At 40.7% G+C, this 19,431-nt stretch carries 15 protein-coding genes; 7 read left to right on the forward strand and 8 right to left on the reverse strand.

The features are described 5' to 3' along the window. Positions 1-73: 73 nt before the first annotated feature. From BM161_RS00105 to BM161_RS00115, 3 genes are read right to left on the reverse strand one after another with little or no spacing between them, the layout of a single operon-like run. Positions 74-901: a hypothetical protein gene (locus BM161_RS00105; RefSeq protein WP_074929589.1), complete on the reverse strand. Its 828-nt coding sequence runs from the start codon at positions 899-901 to the stop codon at positions 74-76. A gap of 2 nt (positions 902-903) precedes the next feature. Beyond that, positions 904-1,602 (reverse strand): ABC transporter ATP-binding protein, encoded by a 699-nt coding sequence (locus BM161_RS00110; RefSeq protein WP_074929590.1) that lies wholly within the window; start codon positions 1,600-1,602, stop codon positions 904-906. 9 nt (positions 1,603-1,611) lie between these two features. After that, positions 1,612-1,965, reverse strand: coding sequence for a GntR family transcriptional regulator (locus BM161_RS00115; protein ID WP_074929591.1), 354 nt, complete (start codon positions 1,963-1,965; stop codon positions 1,612-1,614). A 176-nt stretch (positions 1,966-2,141) separates the two neighbouring features. Here BM161_RS00115 and BM161_RS00120 point away from each other — a divergent pair, with 176 nt between their 5' ends. Beyond that, positions 2,142-2,918 (forward strand): helix-turn-helix transcriptional regulator, encoded by a 777-nt coding sequence (locus BM161_RS00120; protein WP_074929592.1) that lies wholly within the window; start codon positions 2,142-2,144, stop codon positions 2,916-2,918. Between the two features lie 15 nt (positions 2,919-2,933). Here BM161_RS00120 and BM161_RS00125 read toward each other — a convergent pair whose 3' ends face one another. Beyond that, positions 2,934-3,839, reverse strand: a complete 906-nt coding sequence (locus tag BM161_RS00125; RefSeq protein WP_244882590.1) for an alpha-hydroxy-acid oxidizing protein — start codon at positions 3,837-3,839, stop codon at positions 2,934-2,936. Positions 3,840-3,852: 13 nt separating this feature from the next. Then, a complete protein-coding gene (locus tag BM161_RS00130) occupies positions 3,853-4,938 on the reverse strand; it encodes a 6-phosphofructokinase (protein WP_074929593.1) in 1,086 nt (361 codons plus the stop codon). Between the two features lie 125 nt (positions 4,939-5,063). Here BM161_RS00130 and BM161_RS00135 point away from each other — a divergent pair, with 125 nt between their 5' ends. The 4 genes from BM161_RS00135 (at position 5,064) to BM161_RS00150 (ending at position 11,273) form a co-directional block, all read left to right on the forward strand. Further along, entirely contained in the window at positions 5,064-8,108 is a 3,045-nt protein-coding gene (locus BM161_RS00135) for an adenylate/guanylate cyclase domain-containing protein (protein WP_074929594.1), read from the forward strand. Between the two features lie 106 nt (positions 8,109-8,214). Beyond that, complete coding sequence (locus BM161_RS00140) at positions 8,215-8,877, forward strand: YczE/YyaS/YitT family protein (protein ID WP_143090468.1); 663 nt, start codon at positions 8,215-8,217, stop codon at positions 8,875-8,877. A gap of 160 nt (positions 8,878-9,037) precedes the next feature. After that, complete coding sequence (locus tag BM161_RS00145; protein ID WP_074929596.1) at positions 9,038-10,918, forward strand: OPT family oligopeptide transporter; 1,881 nt, start codon at positions 9,038-9,040, stop codon at positions 10,916-10,918. A gap of 13 nt (positions 10,919-10,931) precedes the next feature. Next, on the forward strand, positions 10,932-11,273 hold the full coding sequence (locus tag BM161_RS00150) for a PqqD family protein (RefSeq protein WP_074929597.1): 342 nt from the start codon (positions 10,932-10,934) through the stop codon (positions 11,271-11,273). Positions 11,274-11,360: 87 nt separating this feature from the next. Here the strand turns inward: BM161_RS00150 and BM161_RS00155 are convergent, their stop codons facing one another. Beyond that, positions 11,361-12,842: a DUF1846 domain-containing protein gene (locus BM161_RS00155; protein WP_074929598.1), complete on the reverse strand. Its 1,482-nt coding sequence runs from the start codon at positions 12,840-12,842 to the stop codon at positions 11,361-11,363. A gap of 98 nt (positions 12,843-12,940) precedes the next feature. On the opposite strand from BM161_RS00155, the gene BM161_RS00160 reads away from it, so the two are divergent. Further along, complete coding sequence (locus BM161_RS00160; RefSeq protein ID WP_074929599.1) at positions 12,941-14,044, forward strand: GGDEF domain-containing protein; 1,104 nt, start codon at positions 12,941-12,943, stop codon at positions 14,042-14,044. A gap of 106 nt (positions 14,045-14,150) precedes the next feature. Here BM161_RS00160 and BM161_RS00165 read toward each other — a convergent pair whose 3' ends face one another. Next, on the reverse strand, positions 14,151-15,419 hold the full coding sequence (locus tag BM161_RS00165) for a beta-ketoacyl-ACP synthase (protein ID WP_074929600.1): 1,269 nt from the start codon (positions 15,417-15,419) through the stop codon (positions 14,151-14,153). Between the two features lie 325 nt (positions 15,420-15,744). Then, a complete protein-coding gene (locus BM161_RS00170) occupies positions 15,745-17,613 on the reverse strand; it encodes a methyl-accepting chemotaxis protein (RefSeq protein WP_074929601.1) in 1,869 nt (622 codons plus the stop codon). A gap of 133 nt (positions 17,614-17,746) precedes the next feature. Between BM161_RS00170 and BM161_RS00175 the strand changes: the two genes are divergently transcribed. Continuing rightward, positions 17,747-19,174 (forward strand): GGDEF domain-containing protein, encoded by a 1,428-nt coding sequence (locus BM161_RS00175; RefSeq protein WP_074929602.1) that lies wholly within the window; start codon positions 17,747-17,749, stop codon positions 19,172-19,174. Positions 19,175-19,431: the final 257 nt, after the last annotated feature.

A 19,431-nucleotide genomic window follows, 5' to 3' on the forward strand; every position in this document is an offset into this window, starting at 1 on the left:
TGCTTCGCACTTCGTGCTCGCAATGACAAAACTTTTACGTCATTGCGAGGAGCGCAGCGACGTGGCAATCTATTTACTCAAGATTCAGCTTGTACATCAAAACAAGTCTTGTAATCACTGAAAGTATTACGCACCATACAAAATTGTAAAGTGAAATACTCCATAAAAGGCCCGCCTTAAAATCAGTCATTCCCTCATAGCCTTTGAAAACTAATTCTGCAATATTCTGGAAAAGCAGGAAAACTACAACAAATATAAGAATTGACATCAGTGTTCTATGCTTTCCAATAAGCTGAATAACTGTTTCTGTCATATAGATGAAGATACAAATCAGCATAAAGAAGATCAGACAGTTTATAAAGCTGCAGCAGAAAATATAACCGAAACCATATCCATACTGGAGCTTAAACTCAGCAGATGATTGCAAAAACTTTGAAAAGGCTTGTGGAAGCTGATTCCAGCCACGGATAAAAATCAAAGCCACTGCAAGAAGCATAATAACTGCATAAGATAAAGCCCATACAATATCTGCAAGGTAGCGGCCCCAGAGGTGCTCTCCAACAGTAACCGGCAAAGTAAGGTTCAGATAGCCTTCATCGCCAAGAATACTTTTCTTATAACGACGTTCAATAATGCTGAAGATGATTACAATCATTACAACAAAAAGAATTGTTGTAAGAATTACAATTGCAGTCTTGAAAATTCCAAGTGCGCCGTTTCCATCAAAATCAAAATCAGAACTCATTACAAAGATTCCGATAAAGAGCGAAAGCACAAGAAGCAGAGCATAAACCGGAAGAATAATTCTTCCTGCTGAAATCATCTCGTACTTAAAAATCTTTCCAACAGCCGGGAATGGATTTCTGAATTTCTTATTTTTCTTTTCCATTGTATTTTCCATAGTTAACACTTGAACTCCTCTCTGAAAAGTGCATCAATAGACATTCCTGTTTCTTCACGAATATCATCCACATCACCCTGACGAACTACATTTCCCTGCTTAAGGAAGATTATGTGATTCAGAACAGACTCAACATCATTAATCAAATGAGTTGAAATAATTACTGTTGCATCTTCCTTGTAGTTATTGATGATTGTATTCAGGATGTAGTCACGAGCTGCAGGGTCTACACCACCAATTGGTTCATCAAGAATGTAAAGATTTACATCGCGGCTCATTGTAAGAATGAGCTGAACCTTTTCTTTTGTACCTTTTGACATTGTCTTAAGGCGTTCACCAGGTTCAATGTTTAAACGTTTAAGCATATCAAGTGCTTTGTCTTTATTAAAATTAGGATAGAAATCCATCATCATTTTGATAAGCTGATCAACGTTCATCCAGTCGTTGAGGTAAACCTTATCTGGCTGATAAGCAACAAGCTCTTTAGATTCTACGCCAGGCTTGTAACCACAGCAGACAATTTCTCCGCTTGAAGGCTTAAGCAGTCCGGCAGCAAGTTTAAGCAGTGTTGTTTTACCACTGCCGTTTGGTCCAAGAAGACCTACGATTGAACCTGCAGGAATCTGAAGGTCAATATTTTTAAGGGCAGTTTTTTTGCCGTATTGTTTATTAAGATTTTTGCATTCCAAAACTGTATTCATCACAATCTCCTATTCTTCTTCAAGTATTTTGATAACTTCTGATTTATCAAAACCAAGAGCCTTCATACGCTCAAGAAAAGCCTGTATTTCGGTTTCTGCAACTTCCTTTTTCATGTTTTTGATCATTTCCTTATCATCTGTGATAAAACGTCCCGAAGTTCTTTCGGTACGAACCAATCCCATTCTCTCCAGTTCGGAAAGTGCTTTCTGCATTGTATTTGGATTTACCTGAGCCTTGACTGCTAAGTCTCTAACTGAATCAAGCCGGCTTCCTTCCGGGAGCTCTCCGGAAATAATCTGCGCCTTGAAATAGTCCATCAGCTGAAGATAAATCGGTTTATCATTTGTGAACTGATATTCCATTACAACTCCTGTTTTGGTCTTAAAGACCCGAATATGATACACGCGGTGCTGCGCTTGCATCGCTGTATTAAGCACATAATACAGTAATACAAAATTGCTGTCAAGAAAAATTTTTGAATTTTTTTTAGATTTACGTTATTATAATTAAGAATAATAAAATACAGGAAATTAAAAACATGAGAAAAATTGTTTATTCAAAACCGGCAAAAAACTTAATCCGTTTTTTTTGTCTGAACGGAATTATAGTTGAACTTCTTTTCATCCTTCGGCTTTTCCTTCGTACCGACTTAACTCTTAACGTTCATGAAATTACTAACCTTAAAACTTTCTTAGAAGCTGATTTGACTATCGCTATTATTGATATTGTAAGTCTTATAGCTTTTATTGTTTTGATTTTTCTTCCAGAACAGATAGTCTTTTTTTCAATGATTGCATTTTTATATTCATTTAAAATTATTGTTGTTGATACACTTGCTGTAAATCCTATTGGTCAGCCTTTATATCTTCTTGGAGTTTCATGCCTTATTTATTCCGGCTGGTTTAAGAGACATCGTGTTATCAAAATTGTTTCTTCAATAGTTATTAATCTTGCTCTTATTGGCTCAAGTGCAAGATACGGCGCTTTAACTTGTGTTAATTCCTATATTGCTTCTTTTGGTTATTCTCTGGTTCTTCTTGTTACACTTTTCTTTACTACAAATTTCATGCGTCTTGTTCACATAAAGAAAACTGCACGCATCTGGGATTTGTCTCAGTATCCGGATTTAACTCAGCGCGACAAAGAATGGCTTAAGGATATTCTTGATGAAAAAAGATATGAGGAAATTGCAAACGATTCTGGAATAACTGTTGGAACTCTTAAGAATCGTATGCATCAGATTTTCAATATTGTTGGAATTGATGACCGAATCAGTCTGCTGGCAACCTACAGCGGCTACGAGGTGAAGTTTTAGGTGGTTTCGACAAGCTCAACCACCGAGGAGTTCTCGAACAGTTTCATCAAAATGATCATCATAAGTGGCACGGATTAATGGCCGTGCCATTATTATTTGGTCGGCACCATAATAAAGTGCTGTCTGTATATCTTCGCGGGTACGGATTCCGCCGTCTACCCAGATTTCCTGACAATATTTTTTTAACTCCGCCGCGTGTTCGGCAAGAAAGTTTGCGGTGCTGCCTATGCGGGTTTCGACGCGGCCGCCGTGGTTTGAAATGTACACTACGTCTGGGCGTACCTCGCGAACCAGAGCTATATCATCATCTGTAAAAACACCCTTAATTACAAAAGGAAGTTTTGTATGCTCACGGAACTCTTCCAGCTGGGCGGCAGTCTTACGCTCAAGGTTTACAAGATTTCTCATTGTAACAATGTTGTAAGAATCTATATCAATTCCAATATGACTTGCATATGGACGTACCCACTCAATGCGTTCAAAGAGACGTTCCTGGGGATAAGGTTTGAGAAAGAAGGCGGCCTTTACGGTGGTTGAGTCTGTCGAAACCACCGTATTTTCTGCCAGCTCTTTAATTGCGGCCGTTCCTAGCTTCAGTTTTTCATCCGGGCAGCCGTCGCCTACGCAAAGCCCAAACCCTGCCTTTGCTGCATTTTTGAGATATGGTAAATAAAAATCTGATTCATTTGCATAGCCGATATTTTCTACCGCGCCGGTAACAGGACCACAGCGCAGCAGTTCAGGCTTTACTTCAATTTTTGAGATTTCTTCTTTTTTTGTATTATAAAGTTCTTTCCAGCCTTCACAGTTCAGCTGAAAGTTTTTTCCATCAAAAACACCACCGAGTCCCGGAAGCATTCCAGGACATCCATAGCCGTCGCAAATTGCACAGCGATGGCATTTCAAATCACCAGTTCCCACCTTGTTCCCCTTACTAGTCGCCAAAACAAATGCCTAAATCTCTTGCTGTCTTAAGAACAGGCTCATCTTCGGTTATCTCTTTTACTTTTCCCGCAACAACAGAAAGCGGAGTTGCAACAATGCCGCCGTTCTTTACGGCAACAAGATTTCCAAAACGCTTTTCGGCAAGGAAGTCTGCAGCAGCATTACCAAGCTTTGTAGCAAGAATCATATCATAAGGAGCAGGATCTCCACCGCGTTGTAAATAACCAAGCACGCTGGTTCTTGTTTCAATTCCGGTGGCTGCTTCAATCTCTTTTGCAACTCTAAAGCCTACAGACTGTGGCATAGCCTCGCGGGCCTTCTTAAACTCTTTTTTGCTGAGAGCCGCTTCGTTCAAATCAATTGCACCTTCTGAACAGGCAATAATAAAATAATTCTGGCCTTTTGCTTTTTTAGCCTTCATGTATTTTGCAATCTTTTTAATATCATAAGGAATTTCAGGCAGAAGAATTACATCTGCACGACCGGCAAGTCCTGCATACAAACCAAGCCAGCCAACCTTGTGGCCCATGATTTCTACAACCATTGCACGGCTGTGACTTTTTGCTGTTGTACGGATTGCTTCAATTCCCTTTGTTGCAACATCAATTGCGGTATGAAAACCAAAGGTCTCGTCAGTTCCTACAATATCATTATCAATTGTCTTTGGCATTCCAATTACATTAAAGCCCGCCTCAGAAAGCAGAGAAGCAGTTGTATTGGTTCCGTTTCCGCCAAGGCAGACAAGCGCATCAAGCTTATTCTTTTTGAAAGTTTCTTTAATTCCCTCTACAGGAAGAAGTCCCGTTTTTGGATCCGGTACAGGATTTTTGAAAGGCTTAACTCTTGAAGTTCCAAGAATCGTTCCTCCCTGTGAAATGAGCGGCTCAAGATCAATTGTGTCCATCTTAAAAGTGTCATTGTCTATGAGCCCGCGGTATCCGTTACGAATACCAATAAACTTCATTCCGTAATTATTTTTACCGGAAATACACAAAGCCCGGATTGCAGCATTCAAGCCAGGCGCATCTCCGCCGGAAGTGAGAATTCCGACTGTTTTAATTGTAGAAGCTTTCATAAATATAATTATAACCTTTTTTTAGCAGAACGGACAACTATTTATTTTCTTGCTTCGACTCTGCTCAGCAACCGGAGCATATGTAAAATTTGCTTTTTAATAACAATGCGTTAAAATGTTAACTTATGAAGAAAACAGCTATTTTACTTGCTTTACTACTCGGCTGCTTTACTGCGGCCTTTGGACAATCGGCAGCGGAGGGAAAAGTTGATCAGTCTTTCCTGAACGACTTTGTTTGCCGAAACTGGACTACTGCAGATGGACTCCCTGGTATGACAATTACTGCTATTATGCAGGACCAGAAAGGATACATCTACGTTGGAACTTATGAAGGTCTCGTACGCTTTGACGGCGTTGAGTTTGTTACTTTTTCTCGTAACATTGACCCTAAGTATGATTTTGCCTCTGTTCGTGCCATTTTCCAGGACTCTAACGGTTCCCTCTGGGTTGGTCATAACGACGAAGGCGTAACCTGCCTTAAGCCAGACGGCTCAATTACTAAATACACCACAGATAATGGTCTCCCTCACAACTCAATCCGCGCCATCTGTGAAGATTTTAATAACAACATCTGGTTTGGAACCGCTTCGGGCCTCTGCTATCTTACTCCGGAAAACGAAGTAAAAATTCCAGAAGGTTTACATGAGCTAGGTCAGGATACAATTCAGGTTTCACGACTCTACTGCGATACTGCCGGCCGAATCTGGATTTCTACCGCAATCGAAAACGATCTTTTTGTTTATTCAACCAGAAAGCTTGAACGCTTTGTCGGAATCACAAAAATCAAAAATCCTTCTGTAAACGAAGTAAGCCAGGATAAGAGTGGCGCTTTCTGGTTTGGTGTTGCTCCTCACTACGCTGTACGAATTAAGGATACAGAAGAAACCGTATTCGACATTGGCCATGACCATCAGGAGGGAACTGTTGTAAACTCAATTCTGCAGGACACTGCCGGAAACTTCTGGTTTGCATCAGACTGTGGTATAACAATTCTTCACAACGGATTGTACACCTACTACGACAAGCGCAACGGACTTGCCGACGACTACATCAACCACATTTTTGAAGACCGCGAAGGAAATATGTGGATTGCTTACAACCGCGGCGGTATTGAAAAAATGAGTCAGGGTAAGTTCCGAACAATCTCAATGCCAATTGCCGTAAATGCAATCTGTGAAGATCCTGTACGTGCCGTTACCTGGCTTGGTGCCGACAACGGACTTTACTGCTACAACAAAGACAGCCAGTTTGTAGAAAACGAAATTACAGAATTGTGTAAGGGAGCACGTATCCGCCATGTTGGACTCACTTCAGACGGCGAGCTTCTCATTTCTTCTTATTCTGATATCAGCCAGGTTCGCGTAACCCGTGATAATAAAATTACCGTATGGACTATGAATGATGGTCTTGCCGGTCTTAAGTGTCGTGTTGCGATTAAAACCACTGAAGGCAAATACTACGTTGGAACAACTCAAGGCTTGAGCATCATCGAGAAAGATGGAAGCATTACTTCCCTTACCCGTAAAGAAGGCTTTGATAACGAATTTATTATGAGCCTTTACGAAGACCCTAAAGGTCAAATCTGGGTTGGTACAGACGGTGGCGGTATTTATATTCTTAAAGATGAACAGATTATCAAACACTTTACTTCTGATAACGGCCTTGCCGGAAACGTAATTTTCAAAACTGCTCCAATTGAAGGCAGCGGACTTTGGGTTGCAACCGGTACAGGTATTTCAAAATACAATGAAGAATCAGATACCTTTGCAAACCTGAACTCTGTCAATGGACTTGGTACAGACAGTGTTTTCCAGCTTATCCTTGATTACACTCAGACTGTATGGATGACCAGCAACAAAGGAATCTTCTCGGTAAATCTTTCTGATATGGAAGATGTAATTATCGGGAAAAAGAAAAAGGTAAACGCAAAATATTATGGAAGTTCAGATGGTCTTAATACCGGCGGTATTACTTCAACTTCGGTTTCTACTCAGGACTCTCTTGGCCGCGTCTGGTTTACTTTGATTGATGGTTTTGCAATTTACGACCCTGTAAAATCTGGTAAAAATCAAACTCCTCCAAAAATTGAAATTCAGGAATATTCTATTGATAACGTTAAGTATGATTTCCACGGAGAAAAAATCATTCTCCCTCCATCTGCAAAACGTTTGAGCATTAAGTTTACGGGCTTAAGCTTTATTTCTTCTGATCAGATGCGCTTCTGCTACAGACTCGGCGGCTTTGAAAACAACTATTCAGAATGGTCTAGCCTCAGAAACGTTTCTTACACAAACCTTAAGCCGGGCACTTACCAGTTTACGGTAATGTCTGAAAATGGAGATGAAATTAAAAGTAAACCTTCTGATCCTATCATCATCGTAAAGCAGCCTTATATCTGGCAGCAGCTCTGGTTCCAGATTCTTGTTGGTGTACTTATCGTAGGCATTGCAACTCTGATTGTATTCCTCAAGATTCAGTCTATGCGCCGCTATCAGATTGAGCTCGAGAAAAAGGTTGAAGAGAGAACTCACGACCTTAAGCTCGAAAAGGAAAAATCTGAACGCCTGCTTTTGAACATTCTTCCGGAAGAAGTTGCCAAAGAGCTTACTGATAAGCCGGGACACACAATAGCTAAGAAGTTCCCGAACATTACTGTTTTGTTTACAGATATCGTGGGCTTTACAAAAATGAGTGACGGTATGACTGCCGAAGAAGTTGTAACAATGCTGAACAAGATGGTTTCACTTTTTGATGAACGTGCTAAGCGCGAAGGCATTGAAAAAATCAAAACTATTGGAGATGCCTACATGGCTGCCACCGGCTTTACTGATGAAGTAAACAACGACGGTGCTCTGCGTATGGTTCGCTTTGCCATTGGTTTGATGGACGATGTTCGCCGCTTTAATATGACTTCGCCTGTAAAGGTTCAGATTCGACTTGGAATCAATACCGGAAACCTTGTTGCAGGTGTAATCGGAAAATCAAAGTTCATCTACGACATTTGGGGCGATACTGTAAACGTTGCCAGCCGAATGGAAAGTACCGGTGAACCAATGAAGATTCACGTTACAGAAAACACCTACCTCCAGACTTCCGATCAGTACGCTTACAGCGAAGGCATTGATGTTGAAGTTAAGGGTAAGGGTATGATGAAGACATATTTCTTATGATTACATGGATTGCTTCGCTGCGCTCGCAATGACACATTACACGCCGTCATTGCGAGGAGCGTAGCGACGTGGCAATCCATTGTTTTTATGATATACTGTCGCCACTATGAAATTCACCTTCAAACAATTCATTGTGCCGAACTTCGGCAAACGGCTGGCCTTTATGTTGCCGGCCGTAATTCTCATGGGCGTATTCGTTTCTATTCTTGTAGAAATCGGCTGGGGAACAGACCCGGCAAGCTTCATGAATCTGAACATTGCAAGTACCCTGGGCTGGGGCCTTGGCAACACCGAGGTCCTGGTTTACGGCTTCATGCTGATTTTCACTTTTATTTTTGGTGCCGAAATGATTGGCTTTGGAACTCTGGCCAATATGATTTTAATCGGTTATGTAATTGACCTCTGCCGCTGGATCTGGAAAAACATTGGCTTTGCCCAGTTTATTTATGATGCAAGCTTTGCCGTACGTGCAGTGATTTTTGCTGCTACCCTGCTCTGCTTTGTTGTGGTTGCTTCAATTTACATAAATGCCCAGATGGGCGTTGCCCCTTACGACGCAATTCCAAATATCCTCAGCGGCTGGTGGACAAAGATTCCATTCGCAATTATCAGAATCTGCTTTGACCTTGCTGCTGTTGGTGTCGGTGTAATTGCCGGCAAACTGAACCCGGAGGGTATTCAAGGCTCTATCGTTGGTTCTATTTTGATGTCACTGCTGCTTGGCCCGGTTATCAGTTTAGTAGGTAAACCATTAAAGAAAATTCTCTAATATTTACCGGTGGTTGAGCTTGTCGAAACTACCGGTATCTGCGGTGATTTCGACAGGCTCAATCACCGTATTTTCTGTCAATCACCGTATTTTCTGTCAATCACCATATTATCTGTCTAACAATGACAATAACCTATCGTTCTGATATACTAGTCAGGTTATGGAAAAAAACTCGTTTAAACCTTTTATCCCTGCAGATAAGATTATGCCGGAAATCACTCCGGTTTCTATCACGCTGGGAATCATTCTTGCCGTGCTTTTTGGTGCGGCAAATGCTTATTTAGGTCTGCGCGTTGGAATGACTGTTTCAGCTTCTATTCCAGCTGCTGTTCTTTCCATGGGTATTATCCGCATCATTATGAAGCGCGATTCTATTTTGGAAAATAACATGGTGCAGACAATTGGTTCAGCAGGTGAATCTCTTGCTGCTGGAGCAATCTTTACTTTACCAGCTCTCTTTATGTGGGCTGCAGAAAGCGATGCTGTTCACAAACCTTCATTCTGGGTTATCGCAATCATTTCTCTGTGTGCGGCACTTCTCGGACTCATCTTCATGGTTCCTCTCCGCTCAGCTCTTATTGTAGAAGAGCATGGCGTTCTGCCATTCCCTGAGGGAACTGCCTGTGCAGAAGTTCTTCTTGCCGGCGAAGAAGGTGGAGAAAAATCTAAGATTGTTTTCTCTGGTCTTGGAATTTCTGCTGCTTACAAATTCATTGCAGACGGAATCAAACTTTTCCCATCAGAAATCGACTGGTCTATTAAACCTCTTGGAACTGGTTTTGGTATGGATGTTCTTCCTGCCCTTGCAAGCGTTGGTTACATCTGTGGAAAGAAGATTTCTTCTTACATGATGGCCGGTGGTATTTTGGGCTGGTTCGTAGCAATTCCTTTGATTTATTTCTTTGGTGATTCTTCAATTCTTCCACCTGCTTCTGCTCCAATCAGTGAGCTTGGTGCATGGGGAATCTGGAGCAGCTATATCCGCTACATTGGTGCCGGAGCTGTCGCAACTGGTGGTATCATCAGTTTGATTAAATCAATGCCTACAATCATTAAGACATTCAACAAGGCTATCCGCGGCTTTGGTCACAAGGAAGCTGTAGAAGAACGCACAAACCGCGATCTTCCTTCTCTCTTCCTTTTGATTCTTGCAGCCGTTATTGTTCTTGCAATCTGGATTCTTCCAGCTATTCCTGTTGGACTTCTTGGCGCTCTCATTATTGTAGTATTCGGATTCTTCTTTGCTACAGTTTCAAGCCGTATGGTTGGTCTTGTTGGTTCTTCTAACAACCCTGTATCTGGAATGGCTATTGCTACACTGATTATTGCAACTGCTCTTCTTAAGGGAACAGGCCACACAGGTATTGCAGGAATGACTTCTGCAATCTGTATCGGAACTATCATCTGTATTATTGCTGCTATGGCTGGTGATATTTCTCAGGATTTGAAAACTGGTTATATCGTTGGTGCTACTCCAAAAAATCAGCAGCTTGGTGAATTGATTGGTGCTGTAGTTTCTGCCTTTGCTATTGGCGGAATTATGTACCTGCTCGACGCTGCATGGGGCTTTGGTTCAAAGGAACTTCCTGCACCTCAGGCTACTTTGATGAAGCTTGTTGTAGAAGGTGTAATGGGCGGTTCTCTTCCTTGGACTCTTGTTCTTACAGGTGCCGGAATTGCAATTGCTGTTGAAGTAATTGGTATTCCTGTTCTCCCAGTTGCAATTGGTCTTTACCTTCCTATCCATCTTTCTGCTCCAATTTATGCGGGCGGACTTTTGCGCGCATTCTTTGACCGCAAGGGTGAAGAAGGAAATAAGATTACCGAAAAGGGCATTCTTTACGGTTCAGGTATGATTGCCGGTGAAGGTCTTATTGGTATTCTTCTTGCTCTCTTTGCAGTTATTCCACTTGCAAACGGCAAGAGCCTGCTGGATACAATTAACCTTGGCGGAGTTCTTGGTAACTTCGGCGGTCTTGTATTCTTTGTTCTGCTGCTGGCTTCTTTTGTGCTTTTCACTACAAAGAAATATAAGAAATAACTGAGGTGCTGCGATGAAAAAACGAAAGCTTTCCGCAAACTATATGGATTTAGTATTTTCTAAAAATGCTGAGATTCAGTGGCGCGTCAAAGAAGACGGCTTTGTTGAAGTTGATATGGAAAACAAGGGATTTTTTAATTCCCTTGCCCAGAAGTTTTTTCATCGCCCTAGGGTAAGCCACATTGCTCTGGATAAATACGGAACAACCTTGTGGCTGGCTCTGGACGGCACTGCAAGTGTAAACGACCTTCTTGCAAAAATGAACGAAGCCTTTCCAGCTGAAACAGATAAAATGCTGAACCGCCTGGTTCAGTTTCTGACCACGCTGGAAACCTGGAAGTTTATACAACGTTAAAAAAAAACGTCATTGCGAGCGTAGCGAAGCAATCCATACGAATAGATTGCCACGTCGCCTTACGGCTCCTCGCAATGACGATTAGGCTTATCCAATCAAAGGTTTCTGCTTCTTACTAACCGGCTCGCAAGTCAAGACTACGCCGAGCTTTTTGAAAATCTTTCTATCAACTTCACTAAGCATAACTGTTGTGTGAACCTGGCAGCCGCGAAGATTTGGAAGCTGGTCCAGAGCTAGACGGCAGTTCTCATCAGTTTTAGAAAGCATTGCAAGAGCAACAAGTACTTCGTCTGTATGAAGGCGAGGGTTGTTTCCGCTCAAATAAGTTACCTTCATCTTCTGAATTGGCTCTATCATCTCTTTTGGAATCAGTTTAAGCTTGTGATCAAGACCTGCAAGATGCTTTGTCGCATTCAAAATGAGTGCGGCAGAAGTTCCAAGCAAATCTGAAGTTTCTGAAGTAATAATTGTACCGTCTGCAAGTTCAATAGCAGCGCAGATAGTCTTTGATTTAGCGGCACGCTCTTTTGCAGCAACTGTAACCTTGCGGTCATCTGTTGTAACGCCGGCCTGCTTCATCAAAAGCTCAATCTTATCAACTTCTGATTCATCTGCATTGCCTTCTACAAGGCGGTTCAGTGTTTCATAATAGCGGCGGATAATTTCCTGCTTACTTGCTTCGCAGCAGGCATCATCATCAAAAATACAATAGCCGGCCATATTAACACCCATGTCTGTTGGAGACTTGTATGGGTTATCGCCGTAAATACCTTTGAAAATTGCATCCAGTACCGGGAAGATTTCGATATCGCGGTTGTAGTTTACTGTTGTCTTGCCGTAAGCCTCAAGGTGCCATGGGTCAATCATGTTTACGTCGTTGAGGTCTGCCGTTGCAGCTTCGTAGGCAAGGTTTACAGGATGCTTAAGCGGAAGGTTCCAGATTGGGAAAGTTTCAAACTTAGCGTATCCGGCTTTAATTCCGCGTTTGTTTTCATGGTAAAGCTGTGAAAGGCAGGTAGCCATTTTTCCACTTCCAGGTCCTGGAGCAGTAATTACTACGAGTGGACGGGTTGTTTCAATATAATCGTTCTTTCCGTAACCTTCATCACTGTCGATGAGGGCAACATTAGAAGGATAACCAGGGATTGTGTAGTGGAAATAAGCCTTAATTCCCATCTTCTTGAGCTTGTTGCGGAAGGCTTTTGCTGCTTCCTGGCCTGTGTAATGGGTAATTACAACGCTTTCTACCATAAGACCACGGTTCTGGAACTCATCGCGAAGGCGCAAAACGTCCTTATCGTAAGTGATTCCGAGGTCACCACGAACCTTGTTCTTTTCAATATCAACTGCACTGATTACAATTACGATTTCCGCAACGTCGGCCAGCTGCATAAGCATGCGAAGTTTACTGTCCGGCTGGAAACCTGGGAGAACTCGGGAAGCGTGGTAATCATCAAAAAGCTTTCCACCGAATTCCAGATAGAGCTTATCGCCAAATTTGGCGATCCTTTCTTTAATGTGTTCTGATTGAATCTTAAGATACTTATCGTTATCAAATCCGTTTTTCATACGGGATTAAATTATAATGCATTTGTTATTTTTTCACAACGATTTATTTGTTGACACCTTTTGAGATGTAGGGTAAATTTAGAATGGAAGGGAAGTTTATGATTTCAAAAATTAAAAAAATCCTTGGCCTTGACCAGTTACATCCCGATGTACAGTACTTTCTAGACAGCGCGAATCTCAGTATTGCATGCCCTGCCTCATTTATTGTAATGGTTATTGAATTAAGCCTCTTTATTAACACAATTCTTTATGCTTTCAAAAGCGGACGTGCTCCATCTGCAAACAATCTTTTTTATAGAACTCTCTATGGAGTTTTATGTCTGGCTTCGGCACAACTTTTTTTCTATTCTATCTATCATAAAATTAAGAAAGATACCTTTAAACGCTTTACATTAAATACCTGTATTACAATCTTCTTTATTTCCACTCTTGCTTTTGGAACTATCATTTCTCTTAAAGACTATAATAACGGTGAACAGATTCTGGTTTTTATAACTATGGAATTATTTGTTGCCTGTCTGTTTATGGTTAAGCCATATCTGGCAATTATTACGATAACAGTTTCGTTTGGAATATTTTATTATTTGATGGACATGACACACGGAATTTCTTCTGCAACAAGAGTAAATTACCCTGTAATAATGATGTTCTTTATCCTTGTGAACCTTGCTCATTACCAGCAATTCTTAAAGATTGCAAAGAATAATGTTGTAAATCATACCCTTGCAGAACAGCTTCGTAATTCTTCCCGCTATGACTTCCTTACAAAGCTTAAAAACCGTACAGCACTTAATATGGACTTTGAAGAATCTAATAACCCTAATCTAAATGCTCCATTTATTGTTATGCTTACAGATATTGATGATTTTAAGTCTTTCAATGATACAAACGGACATAATTATGGTGATGAGCTTTTAAAGAGATTTGCCGCAATTATGCAGAATCATTTTGGAAAAACCCACTGCTACCGTTATGGTGGTGATGAATATCTTATTGTTCTTCCGGAAATTAAAGAGGAACTCTTCCTTGAAAAACTTAAGATTGCAAGAGAATGTACACAGGATCAGTTCCACTTCAGTGGTGGATATACCCATGGCATTGTAACTTCATCTAAAGATCTGCACAAACTGATTAACCGCGCCGACGAAAAGCTTTATCAGGCAAAGGAAAACGGCAAAAATCAGGTAATTGGTAGTTTTTAATCGAACCTAAAAGGACATAAAAAAACCGGTGGCTTTGGTCCCTTCGACTCCGCTCAGGGACCGGAACCACCGGTCTTTCTTTTTTATAAGCTTATTTATTTACAGCCTACTGATTGTTCCATTTCTTGAAAATCAATGATGTATTTACACCACCGAAAGCGAAGTTGTTAGCCATAACGTATTCTGCGTCAATGTTGCGGCCTTCGCCCTGGATGTAGTCGAGTGGAGCACATTCCGGATCAATATTTACAAGGTTTACATTTGGATGGAACCAGCCTTCGTTCATCATGTTGATTGTAAGCCAGCTTTCTACACAACCACAGGCACCAAGAATGTGTCCAATGTATGATTTTGTAGAAGAAATTGGTACTGCACGGCCAAATGCCTTGTAAACAGCCTGTGTTTCAGAAATGTCTCCGTGTGGAGTTGCAGTTCCGTGAGCGTTTACGTAAGCAATCTGATCTTTTGAAATTCCAGCATCTTCAATTGCCATCTCAAGACACTTTGCCTGAGTTTCGCTGTTAGGTGAAGTGATGTGTGAACCGTCCATGTTTGTAGCAAAGCCTGCGATTTCACAGTAAATCTTAGCACCGCGTTTTACAGCGTGCTCGAGGTCTTCCAAAATCAAAGTACCTGCACCTTCACCAATTACAAGACCATCGCGGTCTTTATCAAAGCATTTTGGTGTAGCTTCAGGATTCTTGTTCAAACAAGATGTAGCACCAAGTGTATCGAAAATTGCAGCGTCTGGAGCAGAAAGCTCTTCAGCACCACCACAAATCATAATTTCCTGGCGTCCATCTTCAATTGCTTCGTAACCGTAACCGATAGACTGTGAACCAGAAGTACAAGCTGTATCAGTAATGATTACACGGCCGCGAATCTGCCAGTAAACGCTCATGTTACAAGCGTTTGTCTGTGGCATAGCTTTAATGTATGTCTGGCTGTTAAGGTGGCTTGAGTCACCAGTTTCAACCATTTTTGCAAGGTCGCCGATAGCATCCATACTTCCCATACAAGTTCCGTATGCAATACCAGTGCGTCCGTTCTTAAGCTCTTCAATTACATCATCACCGTCTTCTGCAAGAAGACCAGCCATCTGCAAAGCATCGTGTGTAGAAAGAAGACCGAGCAAAGCAACACGGCCCATTCCACGAACCTTTTTGCGTGGGAAAGTTGGAAGAGGCTCATCAAAAGGACAAGCAAGACGAGTGTTCATCTTTGTGTAGCGTTCCCATTCCGGCATATAGCGGATTTTATTTTTACAGGTTTTCAAATTTGCATAAGCAGTTTCCCAATCGCGGCCAAGTGCCGAAACCATACCGCCACCAGTAACAACAACGCGGCGTTTTCCATTAGGTTTTGTGAATTCCATGTGATTCTCCTGAACAGGACCTTAAAGGACCGTTATATTTCAACTAATAAGGCAAGAATACTCGAAAACAGAAGAAAAGACAACTGAGGCGTGGGTTTATGAGACATGGCTTCCGCATTATAAAGAAATAAAAGTATACTTTGGCTCCCAGTCACGTATTTGCAGGTCAAAAACGCGCAATAATGCGCTAGACGTTATTTGTAGTATAGAAACTATTAGACCTGCCGCTCTCGCGGCAGCTACAAATAAAGTCTTTTTGCCCCGCAAATCCGCTCCTTCGCGCCAGATTTTGCGCAAATACTTTATAATGCGGAAACTATGTCACCTAGATTACAAATTTATCCAGCTCGTTTGTAATGCGCTGTACAGACTCTTTGTTTTCTTCAGCCTTTTCTTTTACTGTCATAAAGGACTTCTGGAAGTCCTTAACAACGATATTTGATTCTGTCATAGCGCTGTTTACAACCGCTGCAAGATTTACAATATCTTCAATACCATTATTGATTTCCTGAGTATACTGAGTCTGAGCCTTAATCAGCTCGTTTACTTCAGAAATCTTAGTTGTAATTTCACTTGTATTTGCAAGAACGTTATTTGCCTTATCAGACTGAAGAACGATTGATTTAGAAATCTCACCAACGGCTTCAGACTGAACGTTAATCTTTTCACTGATTTTACCAAAAGCATTCTGAGTATCTGTCATGCTCTTTTCACCAGTTTCAATAACAGCAATGATTTCGCTGATAATTGTATTGATGTCCCGTGCAGACTTCTGGGTGTCTTCTGAAAGTTTTCTGATTTCTCCTGCAACAACCGCAAAACCTTTTCCGGCTTCGCCCGCATGTGACGCCTCAATTGCAGCATTCATAGCAAGAAGGTTTGTCTGGTTTGCAATTGTATCGATTACCTTAATTACATCACTCATCTTCTTAGACTTTTCAGAAATCTCATTAATTACAACCTTACTCTTTCCAACTTCAGTTCTACCTGTAGAAGATTCTGCAGTAAGCTCCTGAGAAAGCACCTGAGCCTTTTCAATGAGGTCGGTAATTTCTGAAAGGTTAGAAACCATTTCTTCAACAGCCTGAGCATTCTGCTTTTCTGCTGTAGCCTGATTTCCCATAATTTCATTTACAGTTGCAGCTTTTTCATTAAGTTTTTCGATATTAGTTTTTGCCTGTTCAAGCAGCTGCTCCTGCTGATCATTCTGTTTACTCATATTTTCGAAGGTCGAAACAATCTGTGTAATTCCACTGAAAGAATTTTCTGTAACCGAAAGCAAATCAGAGGCATCAACATCAACTTTGGTATTTTCAAGCTTAAGTGTAGACATAGAAAACTTAAGGAAGTCCATAAGCTTATTCATTTCAGTCATTACAACACCAAAGTCATCAAAGGTACTGATATTCAATCGGGATACAAGGTCTCCCTTTTCGCGCAAAATTGCAATCTGATTGATTGTTTCAGTAAAACGAACTCCAAGAGAACGGAAAACCATAAGATAAAGAGGCACTGTAAAAAGAAAACCATAAAGGAAGCCAATTGAAGCTTTTTTAAGGAATAAAGGCATTGGCCATCCATGACGGATTGCACTGTAACCACTACAAAATACATGCCATGCACAGGTTATGATAATTGTAAGAAGAATTCGCGACATGGTTTTAGAAAATGAACCTGTTTTAATTCCGTCTGTCGTATGAATTCTAAGCTTTGAAAGTTCATTTGTTGCTACTGCTTCAAAACAGGTAATACAATAATCAATTGCAATAAAAGCATACAGGAAAATCAAAACCATGATAATTCCAATATCAGTTAAATTATAGTTTACCTTTCCTGACATGGTTTTAATAATAATTGTTGTACCGTTTCCAATTGGATAACCTGCCATAAGAGAAGTTACAGTTACAACCTTAAGACGTTTAAGACACTTACTTGCCTCATATCTTTGTTCTCGGGTAAGCTCTCGTTTTTCTGCAATTTTAATTGATTCAATGAGCGGCTTCATTACTCTACGGGCAATCAAAGCAACAATTAAAAACACACCAAAAGCCGGAAGCAATGTTGCTGCTAAACCAGATACCCAGTCTGCATAGGTAGAACCTTTAATCTGTGTTACCTGAAAAGATGAAAGTAAAGGTACACCAATTACAGTCGATAGACCGAAAAAAATCATAAAGATTGCATAAATACTCATAAACACCTCGTACCTTACAAGTATAACATACATATTCAGATTTACAATTTAATAATTCTATATTATAAATTTTTCTGTCATTCATCATTTATAATTATTTGTTATACGGAGAGTTATTCAGGATACAGTTTTTATGAAAATGACCGGCGATATTTTCGACAGCATTATCAACACTTCCCAGGATTGTGTTTTCTGGAAAGATAAAGACAGACGATTTATTGGTGTAAATCAGGCTTTTCTTGATTATTACGGTTTTGAGTCAGCAGATGTTCTTATTGGAAAAAATGATGAGGATATGGGCTGGCATACAGACCCTGAACCTTACAAGCAGGACGAACTTGCTGTCCTTGCTGGAAAGAGTACTTACAAGGTTCAGGGTAAATGCATAATCCGTGGTGAAGAACGCGACATTATTGCTTCTAAACGCCCGCTTTCTATTGGAAATGAAATTGTTGGTCTTGTAGGTAGCTTTGTTGATATTACTGATGTAGTTCGCCGCAGAAATAAAAACGATGGTTCACAGGTTCTTTACACAATTGAAGACCTCAGAAAATATAAATTCTTTGATAAAATAATTGATGAAATCAGCCTGGCAGAAATCTTAGACCCACTCACCGGTCTTTTGACTCGCGCCTACGTCATAAGATTTGTTCAGTCCCTGATAGCAGAAAACACACCGTTCACCTTCACAATCATAGATCTTGATAATTTTAAGTTTATAAATGACACCTACGGCCACACAGCGGGCGACAAGGTTCTCACTTCTATCACAAAAGGTCTGGTTGAATTTACAGATGGCTATGGTCTTGCAGGTAGATTCGGTGGCGATGAGATTTTGTTTATAGACCTTAAGCACATCACAAAAGAAGATAAGGTTCAGTTCTTTGAAGATTTGTACGGCAGTTCAAATGTGCTGCGTAAAGAAGTTTATTTTGGAAATGGTGCCGCATTTGTTACTGGAACTGCCGGTTGTGCTTCTTTCCCGGAAGATTCAAAAGATTTTAATGATTTGTTCAGTCTGATTGATAAAATGCTCTACCTTGGTAAAAACAAGGGCCGCAACTGCTTCACTATTTACAACGAAGCAAAACATAAGGATATTGAAATCCGAAAAATTGCAAACAACGGCATTTTTACAAGCATGCATAAACTCAAGCAGGATATTGAAAATGAAAAAGGTTTTGAAAAAAAACTGCTCAAAGCCCTTCCACAGCTTAATGATGTTCTTCAGATTCACGACCTGTTTTATGTAACTGATGATGGAAAAATGCGTGCAGTTCTGGATAAATCATTTTGTGCAGATGCATCAGATTTACCTGACGTAATGGAAGAAGATTTATTTTCTGAAAGCACCCTCGATCTGATTAAAAAACGTTCACCGATTTTCTACAAGAGCCTTACTTCAAACGGCTTTGAAACTGTTTTGATTTCCAGAATCAGAAAAGGCAAAACTACAAAAGGCTATCTTGTTTGTGCCGTAAAACGAAGCCTTCGCATCTGGCAGGAAAACGAGTGCGCTATTCTTTTCTATCTTTCTGAACTATTGGCCGAAGAAGCATAAAAAAAAAAACAACTTGATTAACAAAAAAGTTTTTGATAAGTTGGAAATATACTTAATATGAAATCTGGCCGTTAAGGTCGCACAAAAGGAGGTTGAGAAAGACTTATGATTTGTTTTGATATTGCTAACTCTTCGACCTCCGCTGTTATTGCATAATGTAAGACGTTACGTCATTCCCACATTTTTGCCTAAAAGCGGAGCTGTACTGGATAAAGAGATCCCGAAACAAGTTCGGGATGACGTCATGCTGAACTTGT

Source organism: Treponema bryantii, from assembly GCF_900113965.1.
In the GTDB taxonomy this organism is placed as follows: Bacteria; Spirochaetota; Spirochaetia; order Treponematales; family Treponemataceae; genus Treponema_D; species Treponema_D bryantii_A.